The 25736-nt window shown below is 47.4% G+C and carries 27 protein-coding genes; 2 read left to right on the top strand and 25 right to left on the bottom strand.

Annotated features, from left to right (window positions below; all coding sequences use genetic code 11):
• Window positions 1-6 precede the first annotated feature (6 nt).
• From C0068_RS16565 to C0068_RS16680, 23 genes are all read right to left on the bottom strand, one after another.
• The gene (locus C0068_RS16565) at window positions 7-360 is read right to left on the bottom strand and encodes a hypothetical protein (RefSeq protein WP_103685595.1); all 354 of its coding nucleotides are present in this window, start codon (window positions 358-360) and stop codon (window positions 7-9) included.
• Window positions 360-1724, bottom strand: coding sequence for an integrating conjugative element protein (locus C0068_RS16570; protein WP_233208848.1), 1365 nt, complete (start codon window positions 1722-1724; stop codon window positions 360-362). Before C0068_RS16570 ends, C0068_RS16565 begins: the two co-directional genes overlap by 1 nt.
• A gap of 7 nt (window positions 1725-1731) precedes the next feature.
• Window positions 1732-2760 (bottom strand): TIGR03756 family integrating conjugative element protein, encoded by a 1029-nt coding sequence (locus C0068_RS16575; protein ID WP_103685596.1) that lies wholly within the window; start codon window positions 2758-2760, stop codon window positions 1732-1734.
• Window positions 2757-3197, bottom strand: coding sequence for a DUF1525 domain-containing protein (locus C0068_RS16580; RefSeq protein ID WP_103685597.1), 441 nt, complete (start codon window positions 3195-3197; stop codon window positions 2757-2759). Before C0068_RS16580 ends, C0068_RS16575 begins: the two co-directional genes overlap by 4 nt.
• On the bottom strand, window positions 3194-6178 hold the full coding sequence (locus C0068_RS16585) for a conjugative transfer ATPase (protein ID WP_233208849.1): 2985 nt from the start codon (window positions 6176-6178) through the stop codon (window positions 3194-3196). Before C0068_RS16585 ends, C0068_RS16580 begins: the two co-directional genes overlap by 4 nt.
• A gap of 1 nt (window position 6179) precedes the next feature.
• Window positions 6180-6602: a TIGR03751 family conjugal transfer lipoprotein gene (locus tag C0068_RS16590; protein WP_103685599.1), complete on the bottom strand. Its 423-nt coding sequence runs from the start codon at window positions 6600-6602 to the stop codon at window positions 6180-6182.
• Window positions 6562-8049: a TIGR03752 family integrating conjugative element protein gene (locus tag C0068_RS16595; RefSeq protein WP_103685600.1), complete on the bottom strand. Its 1488-nt coding sequence runs from the start codon at window positions 8047-8049 to the stop codon at window positions 6562-6564. Before C0068_RS16595 ends, C0068_RS16590 begins: the two co-directional genes overlap by 41 nt.
• Window positions 8050-8059: 10 nt before the next feature.
• A complete protein-coding gene (locus C0068_RS16600; RefSeq protein WP_103685601.1) occupies window positions 8060-8929 on the bottom strand; it encodes a TIGR03749 family integrating conjugative element protein in 870 nt (289 codons plus the stop codon).
• Window positions 8930-9592, bottom strand: coding sequence for a PFL_4703 family integrating conjugative element protein (locus C0068_RS16605; protein WP_103685602.1), 663 nt, complete (start codon window positions 9590-9592; stop codon window positions 8930-8932).
• Window positions 9589-9999 (bottom strand): TIGR03750 family conjugal transfer protein, encoded by a 411-nt coding sequence (locus C0068_RS16610; protein ID WP_103685603.1) that lies wholly within the window; start codon window positions 9997-9999, stop codon window positions 9589-9591. Before C0068_RS16610 ends, C0068_RS16605 begins: the two co-directional genes overlap by 4 nt.
• Window positions 9999-10370 (bottom strand): TIGR03745 family integrating conjugative element membrane protein, encoded by a 372-nt coding sequence (locus C0068_RS16615; RefSeq protein WP_103685604.1) that lies wholly within the window; start codon window positions 10368-10370, stop codon window positions 9999-10001. The genes C0068_RS16610 and C0068_RS16615 overlap by 1 nt, the downstream gene beginning before the upstream one ends.
• A 17-nt stretch (window positions 10371-10387) precedes the next feature.
• Complete coding sequence (locus C0068_RS16620; protein ID WP_103685605.1) at window positions 10388-10624, bottom strand: DUF3262 family protein; 237 nt, start codon at window positions 10622-10624, stop codon at window positions 10388-10390.
• Window positions 10621-10944, bottom strand: a complete 324-nt coding sequence (locus C0068_RS19810; protein ID WP_103685606.1) for an integrative conjugative element protein, RAQPRD family — start codon at window positions 10942-10944, stop codon at window positions 10621-10623. The genes C0068_RS16620 and C0068_RS19810 overlap by 4 nt, the downstream gene beginning before the upstream one ends.
• A 188-nt stretch (window positions 10945-11132) precedes the next feature.
• Window positions 11133-11867: a TIGR03747 family integrating conjugative element membrane protein gene (locus C0068_RS16630; RefSeq protein WP_103685607.1), complete on the bottom strand. Its 735-nt coding sequence runs from the start codon at window positions 11865-11867 to the stop codon at window positions 11133-11135.
• Window positions 11867-13915 carry a type IV conjugative transfer system coupling protein TraD gene (traD, locus tag C0068_RS16635; protein WP_103685608.1) on the bottom strand — a complete coding sequence of 683 codons (2049 nt, stop codon included), beginning with the start codon at window positions 13913-13915 and terminating at the stop codon, window positions 11867-11869. Before traD ends, C0068_RS16630 begins: the two co-directional genes overlap by 1 nt.
• The gene (locus C0068_RS16640; protein ID WP_103685609.1) at window positions 13915-14451 is read right to left on the bottom strand and encodes an integrating conjugative element protein; all 537 of its coding nucleotides are present in this window, start codon (window positions 14449-14451) and stop codon (window positions 13915-13917) included. The genes traD and C0068_RS16640 overlap by 1 nt, the downstream gene beginning before the upstream one ends.
• Window positions 14436-14966 carry a transglycosylase SLT domain-containing protein gene (locus C0068_RS16645; RefSeq protein WP_103685610.1) on the bottom strand — a complete coding sequence of 177 codons (531 nt, stop codon included), beginning with the start codon at window positions 14964-14966 and terminating at the stop codon, window positions 14436-14438. The genes C0068_RS16640 and C0068_RS16645 overlap by 16 nt, the downstream gene beginning before the upstream one ends.
• Before the next feature lie 3 nt (window positions 14967-14969).
• Window positions 14970-15740 carry a TIGR03759 family integrating conjugative element protein gene (locus C0068_RS16650; RefSeq protein ID WP_103685611.1) on the bottom strand — a complete coding sequence of 257 codons (771 nt, stop codon included), beginning with the start codon at window positions 15738-15740 and terminating at the stop codon, window positions 14970-14972.
• Window positions 15731-16264 carry a hypothetical protein gene (locus C0068_RS16655; RefSeq protein ID WP_103685612.1) on the bottom strand — a complete coding sequence of 178 codons (534 nt, stop codon included), beginning with the start codon at window positions 16262-16264 and terminating at the stop codon, window positions 15731-15733. The genes C0068_RS16650 and C0068_RS16655 overlap by 10 nt, the downstream gene beginning before the upstream one ends.
• Before the next feature lie 3 nt (window positions 16265-16267).
• Window positions 16268-17251 (bottom strand): hypothetical protein, encoded by a 984-nt coding sequence (locus tag C0068_RS16660; protein ID WP_103685613.1) that lies wholly within the window; start codon window positions 17249-17251, stop codon window positions 16268-16270.
• On the bottom strand, window positions 17251-17688 hold the full coding sequence (pilL2, locus tag C0068_RS16665) for a PFGI-1 class ICE element type IV pilus protein PilL2 (protein WP_103685614.1): 438 nt from the start codon (window positions 17686-17688) through the stop codon (window positions 17251-17253). The genes C0068_RS16660 and pilL2 overlap by 1 nt, the downstream gene beginning before the upstream one ends.
• A 1142-nt stretch (window positions 17689-18830) precedes the next feature.
• The gene (locus tag C0068_RS16675; RefSeq protein ID WP_103685616.1) at window positions 18831-19685 is read right to left on the bottom strand and encodes a PFL_4669 family integrating conjugative element protein; all 855 of its coding nucleotides are present in this window, start codon (window positions 19683-19685) and stop codon (window positions 18831-18833) included.
• The gene (locus tag C0068_RS16680) at window positions 19678-20325 is read right to left on the bottom strand and encodes an STY4526/YPO1902 family pathogenicity island replication protein (RefSeq protein WP_103685617.1); all 648 of its coding nucleotides are present in this window, start codon (window positions 20323-20325) and stop codon (window positions 19678-19680) included. The genes C0068_RS16675 and C0068_RS16680 overlap by 8 nt, the downstream gene beginning before the upstream one ends.
• Window positions 20326-20594: 269 nt before the next feature.
• Between C0068_RS16680 and C0068_RS16685 the strand changes: the two genes are divergently transcribed.
• Window positions 20595-21146, top strand: a complete 552-nt coding sequence (locus tag C0068_RS16685; protein ID WP_103685618.1) for a transcriptional regulator — start codon at window positions 20595-20597, stop codon at window positions 21144-21146.
• A 302-nt stretch (window positions 21147-21448) separates the two neighbouring features.
• Here the strand turns inward: C0068_RS16685 and C0068_RS16690 are convergent, their stop codons facing one another.
• Entirely contained in the window at window positions 21449-22555 is a 1107-nt protein-coding gene (locus C0068_RS16690; RefSeq protein ID WP_103685619.1) for a ParB/RepB/Spo0J family partition protein, read from the bottom strand.
• Window position 22556: 1 nt separating this feature from the next.
• Complete coding sequence (locus C0068_RS16695) at window positions 22557-23891, bottom strand: AAA family ATPase (protein WP_158250016.1); 1335 nt, start codon at window positions 23889-23891, stop codon at window positions 22557-22559.
• Between the two features lie 125 nt (window positions 23892-24016).
• Between C0068_RS16695 and C0068_RS16700 the strand changes: the two genes are divergently transcribed.
• The gene (locus tag C0068_RS16700) at window positions 24017-25219 is read left to right on the top strand and encodes a replication protein RepA (RefSeq protein WP_103685621.1); all 1203 of its coding nucleotides are present in this window, start codon (window positions 24017-24019) and stop codon (window positions 25217-25219) included.
• Window positions 25220-25736: the final 517 nt, after the last annotated feature.

A 25736-nucleotide genomic window follows, 5' to 3' on the forward strand; every position in this document is an offset into this window, starting at 1 on the left:
CGGTAATTACACCCAAAGTTTCTGCGCAAAAAGCACTTCGTATAACACCAACCCAATAGCGAGCTTCCACCACAAGGTGCGGTAATACTCGGCCCTTTGGATTTCCATGTCTCTTGCTTCGCCCATCTCCTTAATGTCACGAGCGGACTTGATTTTTCTGCCCATCCAGATCCACCAAACCGCCACAACAAGTGTATATAGTGCAATACGAAAAATAGTGAGATCTTCAATAATTGTCGCTGGAACCGTCGTATTCCCATTTTCTGTAAAGAAAATGAGAACAACTGCATACCCGGTAATAAAAACGCCGAGTAGCGTCAAAAAAAATACTTGAACTAAACTGGTTTGGTTATCGCTCATCAAGGTGCCCCCAAAGGTCCAATGCCAAGTGGACGTCGTGTTCGTGTTCCCTCAGAGTCCTGAGCATCTTTCTCTTCACTACCCAGCAAGTAGTAAATTGTGCGCTGAGCGGCATCCTCCTTCATTTCAGTTTCCCGTTTTAAGTTTTCCAATTCACTTTGCAAATCAGAAACTGCATTACGCACAACCTTTCGTGCTTCATCATCCCCGCTAATGTTTGGTTCTTTGATGCCCGTGCGGAAAATCTGAATCATATATCGCGTTTGTTCATAGAGCCTTGCCATCGCAATTTCATCAGCTAACTTTTCGATCATTTGTTCCTGCATTTCTACTTGGCGTTTACGAATCATGAGAATTATTGCTTGATCCACTTTAACGGCAGGAGGTGCAGATACTCTATTAAGGTTTTGCCAAGTAAGTGTGTCGGCGCCGGACACCAAGTTCTCAAGGCGTAAAATTAATGCTTCTTTGAGATCAGCGTGCATATAGCTGAGCCCCTTTCCAGGCCTACTTCGCTGTTTCTTGCAGCCATCGCACAGTCGAATCTCCGTTTCACCAAGTACATCCTTCACCCAATCGACCGCATGCGTTGGCCCCGTCCAATATTTATACATATCACTTGAATCTACTGGAACGTCAGCGTTGTCACATACATTGGCCCGCTCATGTAGTATGTTGTAACCAGCCTTGGCTACATCGGTGAGCGCATTGATTGGTGGCTGACCTGCACCACCATGAAATGCCCCGCATGCCCACTCAATTCCTTCGTCACCATGATCACGGTCATCCATATCCGATTTGGCTTGAACCGCATCTCCACCTGATGCTGCTATTTCCTTAGACCAGTTCGTCGTTTTAATAGCGAGCTTGTAATTTTCAAACGGAAATGCCTGGTTTCCCATCATTACGTTCGCCATGTCTTCACAGCTTAGTTTTGCATACTCAAAATCAATTTTTCCTTGGAGAATACCCTGCATCAGGAGGTCATAAAGTCCGGGGTGAACACGTTGTATTGCCAGTGCTGGCAGGCTAGATACAGCCCCAGTTGCAGCACTAATAATGTTGTCCATCATGTTTCGAAATCCGTCGGTAATGCCGTTTAACTGATTACTTATCGACAGTTGCGGATCAAACTTCCCGCACTCTGCATTGAGATCCCATGAAATCCCCATGTCGAACAAGTTAACTGTTTCTATCTCTGTTGGTGGGTCAGTGATTAGTGCTCCACCAAAGAGGCCACGATAAACAGGGGCTAGGCGTGGGTTATGGATATTTTGAGCGAAGGATTGTGCTGCAAGTATCATCAACACCATCCCCGCTATAGCAGATGAAAAAGATTTACGTTGTCTAGGTTTATCATTCATAAAAGCATCAACCTGTGTGATAGATCAGTTCTTTTCCACGGCGTATGCAGCATTTATGCTTTCGCCAAAAATTCCATACGTACTGTGTTTTTGTATCTCTTTTTCCGGCAGAAGGCTCGCCGCCATATGGGAACTTAGTGCAGTCGTTTTCCACGTCTGGGTACAGCATCTGGAAAACACCTGTACGTTCATCAGATTCTGATAGAGGTCCCGGTGGCCAATAGCCTTTACCCGATGGTGCTGTCACTTCGCGATATATGTGCCCTTGGGAAGGCCGTGTGACAATATGTGCAACTCGATAAATACCCAAAACTGAAGACTTGAATGTGTCCTGCTGTGTCGTCATGGATGTTCTTGGATAAATAGGTCCATAGTTATTTGTTGGTGAACCTAAATCATAAATTCCAAACCCCAATCCTTGCGGATAAAAGACCTCTGGAATGCCCCAGCGCCATGAAACAGCATCGAGGTTGGAAATATAATATGGAAGAAGTGGTGTTGCATCTGGATAGCAAACGAGGCCCCAAAGAGAGTTCGCGAGTACCATGTATGCAGTAATAGCAGGGTTTCCGTAAGCATCTACACTACGATGGTGTAGGTTAGCGTGTTGACCCTTGTGCCCAGGAGACGTGAATCCGCCATGAAGATTAAAAGCAGATAAATTAAATCCTTCTACTGCCGATATTAATGTTTTTACAAAGCTAGAGTCTGGAGATGCTTGAAGAGCTTCATTGGCAACCTCCGTTTCACCCCAAGGTTCATCTTCGCCATAGTTGTAAGCTTGCATTGTGAGTTCAGGGACAAAGTTTTCTACTTTTGTTGAGACATCGAATGTGCAAATAAACGTCGCGCATGACATCCAAAGACAGATCCCCTTAAGCTCCCAATCCATGCACGACAAAGCTGCAGCCATTGTGTGAGTCGTTATTTCAGCGGTGTTAATTACACCATTCCCAGAATCAGCTGAGGCCCTAGAGGAAATGCTCATAATGGCGATAACAAGGTAAAACAGATATTTGCGAGCTACGCTTTTCATCGATTCACCTCTCTGCTATAGATTCCTACAGCTTCTTTAAGGGACGTAACGCCATACACGACATATTTCCCATCGAAAATAATCGCAGGAATTTTTTCTACTCTTTGCTGAACTGCATTGATGATAATTCCATTGCCTTTTTCTAAGGCCTCTTCATGACTCCGCCAGGCAGGACTATTCAAAAGCTCAAAAAAAGCTTTCTTGTACCGCTTAGGTGCAGGCCCCGGTGGCTCTCGCTTCACTAACTCGGAGACCGCTGTGTTCAATTCTGCTTTAGCATGTGTGATGGCATCCAAATTCTGGATAGGGAGAACAATATCGCCAGGAAGATCAATATCAAGTTGAACAGGATTTGCATCATTGGTGTAAATGGCTACAGAGCCTGCAACCCCGTCTAGGCTTACCAGAGAAATCATCAGTAGAAGCACAATTCTCATTTTGCCTTCCTGGGTTTGGGATCTGCCGGCTTTTCACCGATACCACGGTAGTAATCAAGCATGTTGGCAACATGCTCAGCGGCTTCGACTTCGGAGATGCCAAACTTTCGCATGTAATCCATACGCTCAGCTTTTTCGTGTTTCTCTGTCATCGCCAGACTAAGATAAATAGAGGGTGGAACACTGCGAAATAGTGCCTCGACTTTCTCAGAAAGGATGACGCCTTCGGTGTATTTTTTCGGCTCTTTACGAGCTGACAGCATCAAAAACTTTTGCTCATCCGTCAGGCTTTTAAACCTAGCAATTTCCTCGATTTCCTCTTGTGGCATAACCAAGCAGATCCACCACTCAATCATGTTGAGCATTTTTTTCGCCGAAGCCGGGAAATCTTCCATGTTCTGCGTGGCGACCCACCACCATGCACCCAACTTCCGCCACATTTTCACGACCTTGACAACGAAAGGTGCCAAGAGCGGGTTTGTAGTGATGATGTGGCCCTCGTCGGTCAACATGACTATTGGCCGCGAATCGTGTTGGTGCTTTTCCGCGAGATTGTTTATCCGCATCATGATTGATGTATAAGAAATCGCGAGCTGGGCCCCGTAGCCTTCACGAGCAAACGTACCTAGATCCACGATGGTTACATCAGTATCCGGCCACGCCACCCCCGGCCTGTTGAAAACTTCACCTTCAAAGCCGTCGGTGAACATACGCAGAGCTTCGCCCATGTCGTAAACGCGAGGACGACGGGATGCAGGTAAATCCTCTGACTTAGAGAGTTCGACAAACCCCCATGCAATATCTTCGGTGAGCGTTTTGCGTCCCTCGGAGACCGCCTTTTCAGCACCTTTTAGAATAGCGTCACGGATGACCCGCCTGTCCGCTCTGGTCAGCTTTCGAGCTTCTTCCTCTTCACCACCTGTGATCATTAGGGTAGCGATAATTTCCATCTCCCCCATAACGTCACGTTCGGCATCTTCTTCGTCATCATTAATATCTGTATCGTCAGAAAGTTGTTCTGCCAAAGCGTCCATCGCTGCTTTATTTCTTGCTTTCTTTTGATCAGCATCATTTAACGATGAAAAATCGCCTGGCAAATGCGCCCGAATAGATTCTTCGTCCACGATAGACTGATTACCGCCTATAGCTGAGCCCAGAAGTTCGTCGCGATCACTGGACAGGCAAAGGTGGGCATCAGCAAATGGAGGCATCGTCACGCCAGAGCCAGGCTTCAACGAAACCTTGTTAACTGTCATACCCCTTGTTTCAAAATAATCCGCTAGGAGTCCAAACGAGTTGCCAGCTTCAATGATGAACAGCCGCGGCCTAAGCATGGCCATAATCTGAGATGACATCGACGTCAAGAAAGCCGACTTACCGGCCCCGGTTGGACCAAGCACAAGGCCGTGGGCATTCTTCTTACGGTCATCCTGATTAAAGGGGTCGATCGTTAGTGGCTCCCCGCCCCGGTTAAAGTACATCTGACCCGCGTTACCCGTTCCACGGTGTCTACCAAAGACACTTGAAAGGTTGGCAAGATGTTGTGACCAGGCTGGACGTGTCGCTTTGAAGTTCTTGTCCATCTTTGGTTCGTAGCACATGGGCAGATTGAAGAGATACGCGTCCAGCCCTAAAGACTCATCTTCCTCGCGAACCGGAGAAAGATTATTCGTCAGCAGAATGGTGCTCACTGAGTTTGTCTTTTTCCGCAGATCACGCAAATCATCGCCTCGGATGTAGACACACATCATCGAACGATAGAGTTTATGACCGCCACCCATCAAATCCTTAGCAATTTCACACGCTTGACGGGTGCCTTCCGCCTCTACCGACTCGCCCTTAGCTTTCTCATTGATTCTGTTGACGTGGGTTTGGATCTCATCCTGAGGTGTAACAATGATCGTGGTAGCGACTATCGATCCGGCCGGAAGCTGATCCAGCATGCAATTAGCCTGGCCACCTTTTTCGGCAGATGCCGACATGCCGGCTACCTCCCCCGCTACTTGACCAATTTTAGGGGTCCGCCTGATTTTGTTAACACGAACGCATCGGTGAGGAAGTCCATTGAAAGTCCATGTTTGCGATTTCGCGTCGGACTTCGGCAGCTCAAAGAAAAACGATTCCGCTAGGTCGTCCCCAGCAGGGAGGTCTTCTGGGTCGGGAAACGACACCAGATTTTTAAATTCACGGCGGTCGCCATTTGTCATTTCAGGGCGAGGATTGAACCAGCCCAGCATCCAATCTTGGAACCCACTATGGTCTCCTCGTACCAACCCAATTCCAGCAGCTGCAAATGAGGTTTCCATCTTCTGCATCGTGTCATTGAGTTCTTCTTCAGGCGTCATGCCCGCATAAGACTTCCAGCCTTTTTCAAGCCTCCGGTAGCAGATCATTTTTACGCGCCGGAGCTTGCCGCCCCAATTAGCACCAAGAACCTCTTTATCCTCAAATAACCCCCCCTCCTTGGAGATGGAGATTAAGTGCTTTTCCACATTTTGAAGATATTCTTTGGTGTATCCTGAATCGATGCAGCTCTGATCGGGGTATTTACGCAAGACCTCAATAAAGTCTCGGAAGTCATCATCGTCATACGCATATTGCTGGATTATCCACGGACTGCCACTATGCTCTTCAAACGAGTCCTGTATCGCGTTTTGTACCAGATCTCGTTGATCTTGCAGCCAGTTGTACGAGCGGCCCTCAGAAGCGATAGGAATAATGTCATAGACGGCCGCGACCGAAATTCCATCATCCAACAAAAAGGTTTTTGAGTCCGACTGGTACTCATACCACGGCAGCCTATTGATGAAAGACGACGGCCGGTTGTACATCCTCTTTACTTCGGCAACATCTAATGGCTTTTTTTCTTCCTGTTTTGGCTTCTGCTCCACAGCCGGCTCTGGCTCGCGGGTATCTGGTTCGGAGTCGCCGGTTTGATCGGGCTTAAAGACTTCTGCCACCTTAGAAATGAATGCGCCCACGTTATTGACCTCCGTTGCTATACAGTGGCTCCATATCGCTGACTTCGCCCGGCAGCGCATAGTGATCCTTTTCCCACATTTTGAATTCGGTTAGATAACCAGGTATGGGCACACCGGATTCGCCGGAAAGGTGAGGAGCTACAAACATATACATGGTGGGATTAGGCAAGGTACGAAATCTAGACCGAAGCTGGGTACTCTCAGTACGAACATAGTTACTAAGATTGACATCTGGCTCTATGATCGGTCGGCGCAATATAGATCGACGATCAAGTATTTTGCCTTCACCTACTGCGCCCATGTGCTGATCATAGACGGTTTTCATGTCCTGATCAGGCACCGGAATAATGCTGTCTTTCGTGGCACATCCGGTGGCAAGTAGGCTAATCAAGATGAGTGGCGCTACGCGGGTTGAGATCTGCATAATGGTTTACCTTTCTGCCTTCCGGGTCATAATCAATTTTTAGTTCTTCAACAATGTGCACTGCCAGAGGTGTGCCTGGCGGTACATAAATGGCATCAAAAGAATTTGCTTGCCTGCGGTCAATCCAGTTAGTGATTTCATCAAGGCCATCCCCGATAGCCACATTCTTCGCGACCGTGCTGGCATCACCAGTCAGAGTGCTGCTTGAGGTGGTTCCATTCACTCCGGTTGAGGAGGATCGGGTAAATTCAGCATCTGCTCTAGCCTTCGCGTAGGACGACGCTGCAGACAAACCGATTCGGCCCGTAAGGAAAGAAACTGCATTGGTAATGCGCTTTCCGGTAATACACGGAATGCCATTGGTATCAGAGAACCATGCAAGTGGCTCCGATGCCTTGGTGCCAGGTTCAGGTATGGTCACAATCGTCCCGTCCTGGAACGTAAACGTCATTGAGAATATCTGGCCGCTGGTGCAGGAAAGTGTCCAATCGCCTTTGGCGATGCCTGTCATTTTTATTCCAGTGACGTTCGGTATTTTGATGCCATTACTGGACAGATTTTCTTCACCAACAATTATTTTGAAGGGATAAGGATCGGATACCTTTCCATCGATCGGTATACGCCCTAAGAGAGCGGTCATTGAAACAGATCCAATGAGTGTTGCATTGCTTGGTATCGTATAGGCCTTTATCAGGCGCTCTTCCTTCGCTTGCTTTTTCTTGCCGGGAAGCATCTTGGCCGAGTCGCTTACTGGCGACATTACTTCAGAAAACTTAGGGAGCTTTATAGCCGATGGATCACGAGGGTCAACGTTCGCATCGACAGGGTTAATCCAGACGACCTGATCGTAATCCACGGTATTTCCCGCTTCGTCATAACCAAGTCCCTGCGGGATACCTGCATCATCAATGATGAATCCTCCGGCCGTCGTTTGACTGTTGGACGCTGGCTCGTCGTCCTTTCTGGACATCCCTTGCAACTGTTCCTGAAGCTGGGTTATCAGGTTGCGAGTCGCCTTCGCAGACTCTTCCAATTGCTTTGTTTTTTCTTCCTGCTTTACTTCAAGGTTACCAGCCTTTTGGTCAAGTCGTTTTTTCATTGACTCTTCCATGCGTAGAAGCCTTTCAATTTCAGACTTCAATTTTCCATTCTCATCGACAATGACCTCGTTCTCTTTGCGTACAGCGCGAGTTTCATTGGTCAAAGTTCTCATCGTTTCGACAGGGCTATCGACATCCACGCCGTACTCTGCCGCAATTTCCTTCTCACCCATGATGCCAACGTCTAAGCCATTAAATTGGCTAGCAGGCCCAGATTCAACGGCAACAAGACTGCCCGCTGTAGCAGAATCGGTTGTTTTCCTTGGCCCTTTGGAAACAACGACAATTGTGATTAGTCCGAAAACAACCACAACCGCAACAACTTTTAATAAAATATTTGAGCCCACGGTTATCCCCTTACTTTTCCAGTTCTGCTAGACGCGCTCGCTCGGCTTCACGAACATCGTGATAGTACGTCCACGGCTGAAGTATGTTTTTCAAAGGCTCGTTGCTAACCAGGTAAAGCATTGTTGCGTCACCGGGGACGCCATTTGACTCCAGGGTATGATGCTGAAATGTTGCAAAATCAAAAGGCAGGTTGAGATCCAAATAGTCCAGTTGAATTCGCTCAGCTGACGTATTCTTCACATAAATTCCAGCGAGGTAGTACGCACCTCCACGGTAGGCAATGACCGGCGTGGACACTGTTTTGTATTTAGCCTCACCCTTGAATATCCGAATATTTGACTCTACGCCCAGCGGCGTATCAGAAATGCCACGCACTTCTTTATGAAGGCGCGTAGGTCCATACAGCCGTTGAGCCGCAAAGCGGACAAGTTCGACCGGGGTTATAACAGGAGCATCGCTCGATGGTGTACTGCCCTCTTCAATCGTGGCGATAGTTTGTCCACCAGCGACATTTTCCTCAGCAAGCAAAATTTGCACGGGCTCAAGGTTTGCCAATGATGCCTCATCCTTTGCCTCTGAAATCAAATCGATTAACACAACTCTCCCATCCGTCAAACGCTTAATCTGAATTCGCTGAGTGGGGAAAGTTTTGTTTGGGCGGATATGCACGAATCCTTGTGCAGATTGGACTCTGAAAAGATCGCCTTCTTGCTGGCCTTTTGTCATACCGACCTGAACGTGATCACCAAACTCAATCGAGCGTTCCTCACCCTCGGTCAGAGTGATTAACACCGGGACATTCTTGTAGTGAATAATCTCCTTGGCGACCGCGCTCATCGATACCGCTATAGAAATAGTCGCAAGTATAATTCTCAGCATTTACAGGCCCTCCTTATCACGCGGGTCTTCAACTGCAACCTCACCCTGAACTGCCTCTTCAAGCCGAGCAGGCTGACCATAAAATCCGTCTAGGGCCAAACCCCAAAGATTACATTCGGGATCTACATCCCAACGGGAAATTCTTATTGGGAAGCGAATAAACACGTCTTTAACGGTTTCTCCTCGGAAATCTTCAGAAACACTGACATCGTAATAAGCTATCCATGAATCAGCTGATTCAATAAAAACGCGCTTGGCTGTATAAGGACGATCCGGCATTTCCTGCATTGCCCTAGTTCTGCTTAACTCATGGCGCCGCAGCCGCAATTCATAGTCCCGCTCAAGCTCCGCTTTAAATCGCGGTGTCAGATAGCAGGCTAAACTCTCAATTCGCTTTGGATAATCCTTAAGGCCTTCAACTGGCCAATTATTCATTTGCTGCCAGATGTATAGCCCGAAAGCATAGATATTGAAGGGATGGCGCTCTTTGATTCCGCGTGTAGACCCAGTGCGAAGATCTGGTGGAATATCCACCTTTATATGCTCAGGGGCCGTCTTCCAACCCCAGAATGAAAAGGCACAAATTATCGCGAGACCAACTATCACATAGCGTAGTGTCTTGATATGTGCATCTCTGCCATCAAGTGCTTTTTTCAATCTCATTCTTCAATCTCTACTCTCTCAGGCTTTGTCACGATGACGGTTCGACGAACATCCCATGCTTGGGTGGTATCTATGTAGTACCTGGACACAAACGACAGTTTTCGCTGTAGCGTTTTTTTCAGGTAAACGACATGCAAACCATCAGGCATTCGCCGCTTAAGCGTGGTTAGTTTTTTACCAAGAATCATCAGTGTTAGGAGTGCCAACCCAAACCCCACAGCAACACCGAACATCGCAAATCCAATTGGTGCCAATATTAAGCAACAAGCTGGTATCCAGAAGGCGGTGCCACCAAGGGTGAGGTAGACAATCTCGGTATCGGTCATACCCCGAAAGACGACAGGCTCAGCAATGAGCCTGTCCGGAGTGAAGGAGATCTCCCTCCCCTGCATACCGAGATTGTCCATTAGGTAAAGATTACCGTTGACGCTTCAGTCAGTAGGTAGATCACAAACACCAAGAGCAAAACGCCCATGCCGCCGTGCATACCCATATCGCCCCAAGTTTTCTTGCCAGATCCAATTTCGCCATAGACAGCAATCATGTTCTTGGCAACAACGTAAAAGGCCATAACGCCCATTACCAAACCAAAGACGATAACGATGTCGTAAGCGTAACCTTTGATAAGTTCGATGTAGTTACCGTCAGTCGGCGCATTGCTGGGATCTGCCGTAGTTGGCAGAGCAGCATGTGCTGATTGAACAGAGAACATAAGCATCAGAACTTGCATGCGGAAGTCAGAGGCAACAGCCTTGACAGTGTTAAAGATTTTTTTCACAGGAATATCTCCATTAGCTACGTAGTAAAGAGGTACAACAGCACCATCAGGGAAGCGATACATCGGAACCATGTCACGAACATTTCACTACCACTGATTTCTTGATTGCCCCAATCGTTATATGAGGCAACACAAACCCAGGCCACATAAGAAATGGCCAATGAACATCCAATAAGCTGAATCGCCAGCATCAAACTTGATGCGGTGAGAAATCCGGCGGCTCCATCGTTGAACCACTGTATTTCCGGGGTCATCGATCGTGCCCGGTGTATGCAGGATCGAGTTGTTTAACTGCAGAAGGATCTACAGGCTCCATTGGCTGCATAAGATGGTGGTCTATTCCAGACCGGATTAGACGTAGATCCTCAAGCATGACGTTGTACTTGAAGGATGTTCGACTTGAAGGGGTTGACTTCCTCTCTGCATCTCGCACAAGACTTTCTATGGCCATGAGTTCTTTTGAGATTGCGTATAGTGCTTGCCGCTCCTCCCAAAGGCCGGCGCTAACATGGCTTGTCGCCAGTAGCGATATGCTGACCAAAACAGCAGAGAGAGTCCTTCTAAAATGCGCCATAAAAATATCGACCGTGTTTAACCATGAGTCGATTAAATCAGACTGAAGAGTGAAAAAGGTTGAGATTGGGGCAGAGTACTTACCCCCAATTTTTTTAGAGGTGAAGCGGTATATTTTGGTTATTTACCCACTTTGGGGTACAAAAAAGCCCGGACTACCGGGCAAGGGTACACCTGGAGGAATGTACTTCAGAGGTACTTCTTAAACTTACTCGCCATCACCATCAGAACGAAACCATACAGTGCTGCGAACGGTGTAATGATGAAGTTCGGGTGAATTGAGTATGGAACAGACAAATAAATTATCCATGCAGCAAATAACACCGGTGTAGTAAAGCGTTTAGCCCAATGGTAGACATACCCCGACTCATTACCACCGCACCATCGTCGTAGATCCCTTTTTGCCAAGCCGTCACAGATACCAACAATAGCGAACAGAATAAACGCAGGTATTGAAAGAACTAAAATTCCAAGCCTGATAATGAACGTAGCCATGATATACATCGCTGAAACGAGAAATACGTAGTAGTCAGCTGCAATATTCCGAAAGAAATCGACAAACTTATTTCCAGTCATCTTCGGGTTTTCTAGCGCAGCAACTTTATCCATCAGTCCAGAATCGACAAACAAAAAGGTAATCACTTTATCTACTACCCCAGAAACACTTCCGATCAGTTGATTATCTGAGAACGTGTCGCCCTCCCCAACTCCTAGGTAGCCAATTTCTTTGTGCATCATGTCTTGAGAGTTGCTGTAGCCAGTACCATCTGGATAAAAATAGGCTATGCAAACCCATTCAATCAAAATGGATAGCAATGCGGAGAAAAGCATTACCCCTATCATCCGAAAAATGAAGTCGAAAAACTTCCCGATGAATGTTTTTGGTTTCGCTGTTGCCGTTGTGTCGCGTCTCGCCTCGGTCATTAGAGCCACCACTGCTCAGAGGTGTGGTAGTTCTTTTCCATTTCCCTGGTTAATTCCTGAAGCGTTGCAGGGATCTCGTCCTTTTCTTCCACCGGTAACGGGAAGCGCACTTTCCATAGATGCCCACCCTCTAGCAAACAAAAGGCCTGACCCTTTGGCAAAGAAGTAATGTGCGCAGTTTCCAACATGGGTACTCGAAGGGCCGAAATACGATCCTGTGTGTTCGATGTGAAGTCGATGCTGTTATCAACGTCTGAAGAATCAGCCGCACCTGAAACCGTCATTTTTTGCGAGATTTCTACTTCAGGTAAAAGTGTTGTCAATAGCTCAGCCGTCTGGACTTCCTTAACCCGGAGCATGATTAAATTGTTGAAGTTACCCTCAACCTGGCGAGCTTTGGCTGTTGACCCCATCTTCGCTTCTATGTCTCCGCTGGACTGCGTGTATGCCGTGATTTGCATGCCGGCGCCGCCAGACTTGTTAACCATAGGCAGAAACTCATCCCCCATTAATTCGTTAATCTCGTCTGCATGAAGACAGATTTTCGGCATTACCGTCTCGCGGCCTTCAAGCATGCCCAGCTCAGTACCGTGCTTGTAGATCAGGCCGCTATTGGCCACTAAATCACTAAACATAGAGTTACCAACCGCACCTGAGACCTCTGTGTCAGTCATTGCATCCAATCCGACGTAAACAATCCCTCGCTTACGGATAACCTGCATCCAATCGAAAATAGGTCGATCATCTGAAGCATCGAAATAGTCCGGCGCAATCAGTTTCCCAATTTGTCCAGTGGTCAGCTTTTCAAGCAATGGGAGTAGTGATGCAACCAGCTTGTCAAAATAGGTTTTGTCATACCTGAGTGCGGACAGTAGGCCGAGCACGATAGGATCGGACGGTCCCATCTTTTCTAAGTACCGCTTAATGCCCTCGGTACGGGATTCTGCGTGTTTTTTAAACCTAGGGTTTTTCGCAGCCTCCTTCTCTGCATCGGCGGTGTAATCATTCACATCGGCAACCCAGGCTGAAGGAGCATTCCGTGGAAGCCACCAATCCATGTACTGAATAAACAAGGGTTCGATATCTGTTACGTAGCGAAGTATGTTGTTGTAGTCAGGCCGAATGCCCAATGAGTTCAATGCCCGAGCAACTATATTGATAAACCTCCACGCAAACTCTTTGAACGCAGCCGAGTTGCCTTCGGCAGATAGCTGACCAGAAATGCGGCCTGCTACTTCCGTAATCCGAGCGTAATTCCCAACCGCATTGTAACGAGCAGAAATTTCGGGAAAGCCCAAGTGAAAAATATAGAAATCATCTAAGCGACCAGCCCTCTTCGCCGCCAAGTACATTCTGGACAACAAGCCAGCATCGGACTTGGGATCGAAAACGATCACCGGCCCCTCGCAACGCTTAATGTCTTGCTCAATCAGGATTTCGGCGAGCCGAGTTTTACCAACCCTAGTCGTTCCCATAACCAGGGTATGACCAACTCGCTCAGTCAATGGTAGGAGAACATCGACCTCTTTGGGCTCCACTCCGTGTATAGCGGGAATACCACCGATTGGCGGCAGCGGCCGAAATGGATTTAAAGGAGAATCTTTCGATGTCAGATTTGCTATCGGTGACAACGGCCCTCTCTCGCTTGCTCTTTCAAACTTTCGGACGGCATCGTACATTGGCGAGGGACGGATGTACTTTCTGGACTGCGGACTTAGCGTGTCTTTTAGACGCTGCGTATGCTTCTGTTCCCATTTAAATCCTTTTCCCAAGTACAAGTAGGACTTGTAACAAGGTATTTGCTTTGCTGACATCTGGAAGCGAGATAGCTTTTTCAAATTCTTTTGATACCGCAAAACGGCGTACCCTTGCCGGAAGCGGTGAAGACCAAAGGCAATAAGCACAGCGCCGGAGCCATAGCCGATCGTCTCTGCCATCATCAGCATAGAGGGTGCGATCAAACAAACTATGCCGCAGGAGATTGAAACGGTACCGGGCCATAATTCTACGGGAGGTCTTAATAACACCTCCATTTGATGGTCGGACATCAGCGCATAACCCCATCTCTATCAACATAAAAAGGGTAATGTTTGATGCCTAGCGTTCTAGCAATGTCGTCACCTGGCGCAACTGAGATGGGAACCTTCGTGCTCACCATCTTACGAATTTCATTCATTCTCTCAGGCGTCTCGATGTTGACGACAACCCCAACAGCACGCTTTGACTCCAAGAATTCGCTATTGTCCTGCAACCACTGCAGGGACACCGGATCATCACCAATAATGAACATAGGAGTATTGATCTGATATGCAGGGGGGAGATTCGGCATTTCATCCGCGCCCACTTCACCTGGTGACATGAGCGTGGTTCGTATTGGAAAGATACCTTTCATGTATCCAGATCTTGGGATGCTAAGATGCTGCTCTGTGTCAGAATTGGCCTGTTCTTTCGAGTAGTAGTATGTCGAAACGGCTGTACCGCCCCGGTCAGTTAAAACTGTAAGCTCGTCTCCAAGCTCCAAAGCAAACACGCTGGTATTGGTGATAGAGAGCAACGCTCCAATCAAAGCTAGATTGCGACCCATAATGAAATAACCCTTCTGGAATATGCTTTCGCGATGGTTTTGTCTTTCTGCTTCTGACCCGGCCGGTGGTAACAACCAATGGCCAACTCCCAAGTCGAACACTCTTTGCGCTCATACTGCTCACGAAGAAAACGTGCTGCGACAGATAGGTTCGTTTTAGGATCAAATGCTTCCTCAAGATTGCTAAATCGCTTGTGATGATAGTGCCAGTTCACCTGCCCAAGCCCGACATCAAACAGTTTGTCACCGGAGGCCACCAACTGGTTTCCAAAAGCAATTGCCTCAGCTTTGGTTTGAAAATAATGAGGGGCGCCACGATGATTTATCGTCCACGGCCAAGGAAGTACACGTCGGCTCCCTTTCTTGTCTACGATAGACCGAGATTCGTTAAGAACTAGCGCATAGAAGAGTGAAGCTGGAACTTTATGCTCTTTTGCTATCGACTCGTACATTGGTGGCACCTGTGCATAGAGCGTTGGCGACACAAGAACTAAGAATGCAAGTAGCAATCGCATAATTTAGCCGCCAAAAGTATCTGTAACCGCTCCAGTTTTAACGTCTTCAACGCGGACTTGAGGGAGATTGTTAACGTCGATTTTAAATGTCCGAAGTTTAGGGCCTTTCAGATTTAAGGTGATCCTCCGTGAGGCCACAACCTTGGGGTCTATGTTGAAGTGTGCTGCCCACTCAGCTGCCTCGCCCTCGGTTGAGCCGGGTTTGAAATAGATGTCGAGCTTGGATGTTGTACTCACAGAACTGAGTACAGCTTTGGCAACATCTTCGCACTGCTCCTTACAACCGGGATCGACAAAAAGATTAACGATTGTTTGAACAGCGTTCTGTTTGCGATTCCATTCATCTATCCACGCTTGGTTCTCTATTGCTTTAGCATCACCGTGCAATCTTTTAGCGGCGAGCATTCGCTCCTTCTCAAAAGCAAGCTCCAGCTCAATACGCCGAGTTTCAACCTTCATCCAAATGTCAGCGTATCTTTTCCTTTCGCGAGGGTCTGTCTCGGACACACCAAGCGCAGTAATGGGATCTAATCCTGGGGACCATGTGCCCCGTGGGCCAGACATAATCTGTTTGTATTTAAGCCAATCAGAATCAGTCAGAGACCACTTTCTCGCTTCCGCTTTGTCAAACTCTGAAAGCTTCGAGCTTGATCCACGTAGATCCGTTTTTACGGCCTCAGAACCTTGGTTTGTGGAGTAAGTAGGGTTTGCAAGTGCCAGGCTCGTCACAAGGCATCCCGCAATCAGCAAAGAACTGGCGTGTTTTAGCTGCATCCGAATACGGCCTCCCTAACCAACATTTCATTTTTGCTGTGGCGAGGTGTGTCTAGGTCGGACGTGTAAATTGTAGTGACCTCCCCGGTGCAAGAAGACTTAGCGCGGGGCAGTACAACTTCCGCGCTGGATAATTGCGGAGTCGGCTTGTTGGTTGAGGCGCGGGATTGCTTCTGGAACTCTGCTGTTGGATCAAAGGATGCCTGTGAACGAGGCGTATCTTTGCGGACGCCGGCAACGGAGGATTTCGTCGTGGCTCTTTCAGGCACAGGTTCAGTAGATGCAACCGGAAGTGATTCTAGCGACAAATCACTAATGAAATAATTTTCACCAGGCATCCAGTGTTTCACTCGGCTGCCATAATGGATTGCGCCGTTACCCTCTATCGGCCGGCGCCCACTTTCTGTGTCCTGTTCGTACCGGTACTCAGTGGGCTTGTCGTTGGCTGAATCTGGCTGAACGTAATTCTGGTCGTAAAAGAAAAGCGAACCCAAAATTAAGGCTATACCTAGAAATGGTTCCATGACTTAACCTCCGATCCTGACTTTCATAGTCCGATCACCGCGAGTGAATATTGCATAGTCGTTGTTCGCTCCAGTAAACAGCCAGCCGTCATAGGTCGTCCCTCTACGGACAGAAATCCAATCGCCGGACGGCTCCATCATCACCACGTACTGATTGTGTCCCCAGGAATCCATAGACTCGATTACTGCAGATCCAAGGGCAGTAGCGATAATTGGGGCTGGTGGAGAAGAGGGTCTTGACCGGACGGGGCTTTCTGGCTGAGCAACTTTCTGCCTGGCTACTTGAGCAATCTGCCTTTGCTGTTGCGAAAGATTGTCGTAGCTGGCATTGAGCGCAGCTAGTTTTTCATTGCTATCCCTCAAGGCCACTGATAGCTCACTTGCGGTTTTCTCTCGCTGAGCAGATGAAGATTGGAGTTGTGATATTTTTTGCTCATGCGATGAAACCTTGGATGCAAGCTCTGGCACTCGCTGCGCTTCAGTTTCCAAAACAGCCGTTCGGGTCTGCAAAGTTGATAGGCTCAAGGTATTCGTGTTCAGGTCTTCGCTGATGCTTCCGATGATTTTCGATACATCTTCAGTCTCCCTCGTAAGGTTTTTTGATTGGAGCATCTGCTGATAACCAAAGTATCCGGAAGCGCCGACAGAAATCATTGAAAGTAACAGGGCTAACCCTGCCCTCTTCCCGCCAACCGTTTTGGTTTTTTCTGGTTTAGAGAAATCCAATGGCTTGGGTTTCTTGTCTTGAATGGACTCGGCTTTAGTTGGGATAACTGAGCTTTGATCTTCGTCCACAGGCTCCTCCTTGTACATATCAGGGTATTCGGCCCTTAAGTGTTCATCGAACAGGTTTGGTTCTTCAGCGCTAGAAGCTTGTACAAACGGGTCATCGGTCTCCTTTGCTTCACCTTGCCCAAGGACCATGCCCAGAGAGGTGGAAAGCCGGCTCCGGGGTGCCTCGCCCCCAATAGCGTTTGACGTTGACATTACCGTACCCTCACTATTTTGGAGGAAAGTTCAAATCCGACCTTTCGGTGAACAGGATCTACAACTAGGTCAAACGCATCCCCTGCAATAGACCTAAGCGCGACATCAAGTGTCATCGGGCCAATTTGGCGATGAACCTCTGGCAGCGGTAGGCGCAGCAGAGATATTGCCTCATCGGATAGGACCAAGGTGTTTGCCATTTCGTAACCAGACCGTAACAAGAGGAAATTCATTGCCTGACCGACAGTGCTGATTTGGGATGGGAACGTCGTACTGATAACCACTTTCAGCGGGTTGAACTGATCCTCCAGTGGCATGTTGCGAACGTGGGAATACCTGCCGGTTTGAACAACATCCGTTGTCTCGTGCACGTAAGCGTCTGCCGAGGCGCCCGCAGAGATAGCCAGCAAGATGGGGAAAAGGATATTTCTAAACATTGCCATTAGCCTCAAGGGAAAATACTGAGACTAATCTACAGAAGTGATTGGCGGATGGGGCTGAGATTGGGGCAGAGTACTTACCCCCAATTTTTGGTTGAGCGAGCCCGCCGGAGCGGGCACCTCAGAAATGAGACTTAAAAGCCTGGTGTTCCAATTGGGCGTAGAGAGCGCCCGTTGTTTTAGTCTGGGTCCGAAGTATGGGGCATTAGGACCGGTGCCCCGGAAATATGTGATCGAGTTGTCACACGGCGTAGCTGAGCCACACAAAAGCCGCCCGTCATCATCATCATGCAAGAAACGCTTGCGTACCAACCGGGCAACTGGAGTCGGGTCGAGGGATATGCGAATGCTCTCCAAAAACCATCGAAAGAGATGGGCTTTAGAGAGCATTCAAAATAGTTAGGTATATCGGAAGTGTTGAGTTGAGCAAGCTGTAAGCTCGCAGCTAAGACCAAAAACAGGCCTGTGGGGCTAAGAATGATTAGATTCTGTCAGACCGGTTCGAGCTGGTCAAGCCGTACTGGTCAACTCGGCTAGTCGCTCCCGACCTTGAGCGATGTCTGCTAATGCATTTTTCAACGCGTGAACGACAACCAAATTCGCATTTATGGTCAGCAACTCACTTTCCATAGACCTGAGTGTGATCAACTGGTCAGGGTGGAGACTCGCTACAACCGGTTGAAATATTGGATCTGTTAGTCTTGCGTACTTTCGTTGTGCAGCTTTCCCACGGTAGCGCCAAAAGTAAGTTCTGGTGGTTTTCAGGGCTCGAACGTAAATCGATAGTGGGAAGTCTTTCCCGAACAGGGGCTCCATTTCCCCCTTGATCTCGGAAACTCGGTCGTCCAGCTCAACAGCAAAGTCATCTATTTCTCGAAGGAGCTGTGTATGCCCCCGCTCCTTATTATCCTTAAAAGATATTATTAAGTTTAAGTTTAAAGGGGAATGGCCTTTTTTCACTCTAATGATCCGCCTATCTACTATCTAATGATCCACCAACAATCTATCCAAAGATCCACTTGTCGGAGTTCTAATGATCCACTGTAATATTTCAAATGATCCACCACTGCGCTTGCGGAAGTTGGATCTGAGATATAAAAATGGGGCGTTTCCGCCCCTGGTAGAAAATGTAGGTTCCCTCAAGCTGTTTGTGTTTTCTTTTTGGCTGCCGACTTCTTGGATGGGGGTACCACGGCGTCCAATCCCTTCTTCAACGCTTCAAAGTCTTCGGTGGATTCGTCTTCGCTGCTGTCGGTGTTCTCACTCGCGGCGGTATCGCTGACCAGGGTGGCGAGTCGTGCTTTGGGCAGCTTTGGAGCATTTGGCGATCGAGTGGTCCCTTCTAAATATTCAGTTTTCAGCTCGCCCATGACCGAAATCGCTCTTTGTGCCGCCTTGTTGTTAGCCGCCATATCGTCTCGGGTTACCCCTGTCACCCTGAAAGCGTAGGCGGTGTACAGAGCAGTGCGCATCCTAGCCTCAAGTCTGTTCAAGGTGGCAAACTTTTCTTGGGAGTTCAGCAGCCCAATGTGGTTCGCCAAAAGCACCTTCATAACGATCTGGTCCATTTTTAGCAGTTCGTACAGCATCGCGAAACCGTGGCGGCTAGCGAACCTGATGGGCAGGGTACAAGGCTGGTTTGAGCCAATGCCCGGAAGGTTCATCGCTGGCGGCACGTTCTCATCAATAAATGAGGTGATCCCTTCAAGTTCTTGGTCAAGCTCCGACCGCAACTTGGCTATTGCATCTTCAATTTGTATGAAGTGAAAGTCGGCATAGGGATCATCGAGCTTTACTTGCTCCTCCAGTGTCCGGGTGATACTGGCAAAACCCGGTACACCCAGAATACCCCGCCGATCGGCCGTTTTATCTCTGCCGCTCCAGACACGGAGCGCCGGCCGCGTGGCTACATCGACGGTAATATCGGTCTTAGACCTAATGGCGCCGAGTTCACTGCTTTTTTGAGTAGGTTGTTTAGGGGCTGAGTTAGGCACTGGCTCTCTCCTTTATAGTTGCCGAGTTGCTAGCTGTCTTGTTGCTGGCGGTTTTTAGGGATCGAGAGGCATGGACCTTTTCTATGCTTTGGACAAATGCTTCGATTTTAAAGAGAGGCAATTGGCAGAGCTTTGCTGTCAGTAAGTACCTGTCGATGATGTCGTCACAAAATCGGGTCGCCTGCCAGCTATCGAATATTTTTCGTGCTTCATCTTGCGTGCATGATTTTGAGCGATTTGGCAGCTTGGGGGTGTTCAAAACGTTTTTACGGGTGGAGATGTTGGTGCCTCTTGTTCCGAAAAATTTCTCCAGCATTTGTTTCGATGCGTGATGCGAGATGTATTCGTCCATGCGACGGTCACGGTGCCCACCCCTTTTTAACTCATCCGTCGTAAGCAGCCCAAGAAACCCCATGTCTATGTTATATATAGATAGAGGATCTTTATCTCGAAAATAACGCGCTGTCAGACTGAGGAGTTGATCTGGGCCAAGTTTTTCCAGCTCATGTACGAGTTCACAGGATAGTCCGAGCGCATTCATTAGCTCAGGCTCCCCTTCTTTCGAGCATTCTACGACTCGGGCTAAAAGTGTGAACATCGCGTTAGAGCTGTCTCCTCGCATCTTAGATTTTGAAGCCATCCGGTATACCCCTGTTTATGTTTTGGTCATCCTTTTTTGCAAAATAGCCGACCTTATAGGCTCGGTCAAACAGTTTTTTACCTAAATAGGACTACTTATAGCACCCTTTGTACAATATTAGCCTACTCTAGGGTGTCTTTAAGCGCATACCTGCCGTTAAATTCTGATACAATTAGTCATGTGACTAATACGGCAAGGTGAAGCAATAACTATTAGTCACATGACTATAAGCTCACAGTGGATCACGAGATCTTAGCAAGGTGGATCACATGGACTTTCTTCCAAAACTAAGCAGCATTGAAGACGCCCTACTCTACTGGAAGGATGAGCAACCCGCCCCTGTAGCGATAGCCGCATACGTTGCCGGGTTCTTGCAGTCGCAAGGGATAAGCAACAAGCGCTCAAGAGAAATGATGGGAGTTAACAAGACATACACGATGACCCACTACCGTAGAGTCGGGACTAAACTTTCCAGAACGTGCATCGAGATTTGGCTCAATAATCCGGAAAGAATTGGCCTGGGTCATGTTAGGGCAATAAGCTCAATGCCCGAGGATATGCGAGAAAAAGCTGTCCGCAATTTATTGGCCAACTCGAAGATCGCGGTTCGAGATCTGGAGAGAATTGCCAAGGGCAAAGAGCCGGCAAAAGACGTTGATATCGCCAGGCTAGAGAGGGCAATGAGCGAGTCAGTTGGATACCCCGTAAGCATCAGGTGGAGGCGTGGCGAGCGTAAGGGTCTGCTATCAGTACAGTTCTATTCACTAGATGACCTGGATGCTCTCGGGAAGAAGCTCGGGTATAACGCTAGTGGAATGTAGAGCTGATCTCGCTTCCCCTGAAGACTCCATTCAACGTGTCAGAATGACACATCTGAAAACTGACTTCGGCGGTATTTCTGTATATATATCATGTGATTAGACTCTCATTTCCGAAGGTTCTCCAGACATGGAGAACACGTCTGCGTATAGCTCCGACTACTAAATAGAACCACCACTTAATAGTGTCAAATATGCACATACAAGCAACGGGCAATGAGAGTTAAAGTCAGCTGGAATAGGGGTTTCACGGGTTTAGATGCTGAGTTCTCCAGACATGGAGAACTCAGGATAAGGAGGGTTAGTTAGACCTGGCCAAGCGCCTTAAGAATCATCTGCTCGACAGCCGCAACCTCTGCATCACTAAGGCCCTTAGGGTTGATTTGGAAATTAATCGCGCCAGAGGTTCTTGACCTTGAGTGCTTAACTGGCACCTTGGAAGCTCCCACTTTGTATAACTTTGGCCGCCCTAATGGAACCGAAACATTCTTGGCCGGCTTGCTTCTTACAGCACTTTTAAGAAGCTTTAAAATGTCTCCCGCATCTTTCCATTGAGCGCCGTTTTTAATGGCCGCTGCTCGTTGTTCCTTCAGATCTTCTGCCGCCGCCACAAGTGCGAATTCATCCTTTTTCCTCAGCGAGGAGATTTCCTCACCGAAGGTTTTTTGCATGTCCGTGGGGGTTGTAAAAAGCGCAGGGTAAAGCTCAGGCAGTTCAAATAACGCCTTGTATCGCGCAACATCGACAGGCGAAAGATCAAGTGCCCCACCGAGGTTATTCCAAGATTTGTAATCCCCCCTTTCAATCATTGAACCGTAGATCCTAGCCTGCTCCCAGTGGGAAAGCGCAGAGTTCTTGTTCTCATTCTGTGAGAACTTTTCCCTATCGGCGTCAGGTACGTCACCAACCAGTGCAATGTATTTTTCAATGCCTGCTAATCGACACGCAGCAAGCCGACGAGAACCATCCAGTGAATCAAATCGACCGTCAGGTTTTGGTGCCAAATAGCCAGGCCGCTGCTGACCTTCTTTGCGAATGGAAGGGAGAATATCGGACAAGCTTAATTCATCAAGTAAACCCTGGAAACGGCCGTTCGCTGATGGCACGTCGATTAAATTAACGTCGATATTTTGTTGAGTGAACTCTACCAACTGTCCTGTCACAGGCATTTTGATTGTTACTATCCCGGCCTTTGATTCAGCCTTGATTCTAGCCGCCCTCTCCTCTTCTAACTGCAGGTTTAACTTGTCCCATGAGCTAGCAATCTTCTCACCCTGGGAGGCCCGAAAAGCTGGTGATTGCTTGTTTTCAGTTGTCGTCCTCAAAGTATTATTTTCGTGTCGTTTTTGTATGTCCGCACTTGACGGAAGATCTGGCAGGCCATCAAGTGTCTTTGGGCTTCGCTTAGCCATATCAACTCTCCTCTACAGATACAGAATTAACTTTTTGGTTTAAACCTCGATTCAGTTCTTGTATCGAAACATTATCGGGATTCAGGTTTTGCTGGAGCGTGGCCATTAAGCATTCAAACACCGCATTGTAATTTTGTTCTGCCTTTTTTAAACCATCACGGTTAGTTGTATCTGAGGGAGCTGTCTCAAAAAGATACGTCATTTCAGATGCGGCCTTGCCAACTTCATTAGACGAATAAACCAGTTCCTCAAGAACTAGGTCATTATCGCCACTGGGATCATTGAACGTCCTTTGAATTATATCGGTCATGTAGTCGCTGTAATTCGTTTTCATTTTTTTGTTTATTAGAAAATTAAAGTGTGGGAATGGTGTCTCAGTGCCGGTTCGGACGTAGTTGTCCAAAACCTCTTTCAGCATGCCAAGGAATTTCACGGTTGACCGGTAATCACTCATCTCTGCTGGAGCTGGCACAAACACTTGGTCAGTAGCTGAAATGACGTTCAACGTGGAGACATTGAGGGACGGGGTTCCGTCAATAAGAATGAAGTCATAATCCACCCCTACCTCCTTTAACCCATCCCTTAACTTAGAAACGCCGAGCCTTGCGGAGTTTTCACCGCGATTCGACAGAAGGTCGATGTTCAACAGATCCATTGAGCCAGGGATTATGTCAATTCGGTTCCAGTAGGTTGGCCTAATTGCGTAATGGAGACTTAAAAAAGCTTTTGGATCGTGTCCAGCTTCCTCAAGAGAGTCTCCATCCTCAAGCATGAATGGGGCAATTGTGTTGACATACTCAATTTCTCGGTCTGGTACAAGGCCGAAGCTTTCAGTTAAAGACGCCTGAGGATCAGTGTCTAAACACAAAACCCTATAACCCTTTATTGCCAACCAGTGAGAGAAAAACAAAGTCATCGTCGATTTCTGGCAACCTCCTTTCAAGTTTAGAAACGCCACGATCGAGGATTTCAATGACTCATCTACTTTTGGCAGGGTTCCAAAATAAGCGCGCATGTCATTGACTTGATTTATCGTATAGCCCGCTCGAATGCGTCGAGCTGTATCGACTCGATATTCTGGGGCAGGTAACTCCCCTTTCGCTTCGGCCGCTGATATGATGTGCCGGGACACCCCTACCATTTCGGCGGCAGCTTCGAGCGGGTAACGTCGGGTGTGAACTCTGTCAGAGATCATCAGCTTTCTTACTGCTTCGGCGCCAAGCTTTTCAATCTGCCCAGTAACTGCGAGACTGTTGATATAATTGAGGATTGACTGAGACCTCTCGACCGAACTTTCAATTACGGCGAGAAGCTGCTTCATGTGCTCGATGCTCATTGTGGATACCATTGGTTTTCCTCCAGTTGGCGTATTTACAAGGATTATGCTATATTGCGTATATCTTTGTAACCGCTTCGTTTTATGTTTTTATAATAATTTGTAATTCCTATGGACTTTCTCTCATGAAGCTCACGAAGAAAGAGGTTTTGGCACTGTTTGAGGCGAAGGGAGCATCACGAAGCGAGCTGGAACGTAAGTCTGTTCTTTTCCAGTCAAGCATTTTTCAAGACAGGTTGCTGATTGGCAGCGGTGTTATTACTGATCTCAATTCGCGGGAGCCCGGAGAAGAAAAGTTAAGCTGGAGCTCCAATTCATCCCTTTCAGATATGGATGTCTATGATCTTGAAGATTACGTCCAGACCAACACGCTAACCACAGACCAAGCCAACTCTGTTACTCCAGCCCAGCTTGATTGCCTAAGTGATAGATCAAGAGAGTTGGTTCTCAGCCAAAAGGGACATGTTTCTAAAAGTGAACGCGAAATCTGGTTCAGTCTTGTAGAGATTGTTCAGACGGGGCTACCCATTAGTCCTGTAACAGGCGAACAATATTTTGAAAGGACTAACGGCGACCTTACGGTGACTTTCTCTGCTCCAAGTAATTTGAAGTTGCCAAATGGGCCGATGGCAAGAAAGGTTTTTCTCTGGCTGGTAAGCGAAGCAGTAAAGACAAAAGGGGAGAGGGTTAATCTTGGTAGATCACTCAAGCAATTTGTCACGAAGACCTTAGATTCGACTTGGACGACAGGTAAAAACGGTAATAGAGAGGCGTGGGCTGAGTGCTTAGCATCAATGTTGGGGATGAGTATTACCGCAACTAGAAAAGGTAAACTCGCAAAAGGGAAGAAAATCGATATTGCGAATTTGACGATTGCTAAACGAGCAAGCCTTTGGTGGTCACCAGAACACGAAGAAAAAATGGATGCTTATATTGAGTTCAATGATGGCTTTATAGATGCGGTCAAAACCAATGCAGTTCCTGGCGACGCAGAAGCTATGCGCGGCATACTGAAGGAAGGAGGGTGCCTAGCTTTTGATACTTATAGCTGGCTAACCTATCGATACTTTAAATTGGATATGTCCAGGCAACATATAGTCGAGGTATCTCTACATGATCTTTGGAAGCAATCTGGAAGTTCAGCAAGCGATTTTAGTACTTTCAAAAGAGAGTTTCTAAAAGATTTAGAAGTTGTTTCAAAATGGTACCCACAAGCGAACTTCAAAGTTGTAGAACAAAAGCTCGTCCTCTACAGATCAACTCCCCACGTTAGCCCTCAGTTGGCCAGCGCAAAAATTAAAAAGCTCCAAGAGCAAGCGGAGCACTAAATAGCGTTATAATTTGTGTTATGCCAGTAGTATTTGAATTTTAGAAATATTCTGCGTAAATCATCCCCCCCTTCCTAATTTTTGTAACTTTCATTTAAACCTATCTCTCTGAACCCGCTTTCTAGGATCTGCTAAAGAGATTATTTAATCAGTCTTTTCTTGGATTTTTGATCAATATGGCGATTTTTCAGTTACAAAGGCCGACTATTGCGCTCCTGGGAAGGGATGACCCATATACCCAAAGGGGATGATCTGCGCAGGCAGAGGGATGATTTACACAGAAGAGGGGATGGATTGCACATTAGTAAGGATGATTTATACAGGAAACAGGGATGGTCATAGGGATGGCCCGCACAGGTGAGAAACGAGAAACGCTATATTTATTTGTTTATAATCAATAGGTTACAGATTTCACTATTACTGCCTATAGAGCCTATAATTTACCTATAAAAACCTATATTTCACTATAATAAACAGAGTAGTTATTATCTTTCTCTAAATACACAAAAATACAGAA

The sequence above is a fragment of the Zhongshania marina genome, assembly GCF_002915595.1.
GTDB classification, from domain to species: Bacteria; Pseudomonadota; Gammaproteobacteria; order Pseudomonadales; family Spongiibacteraceae; genus Spongiibacter; species Spongiibacter marinus_B.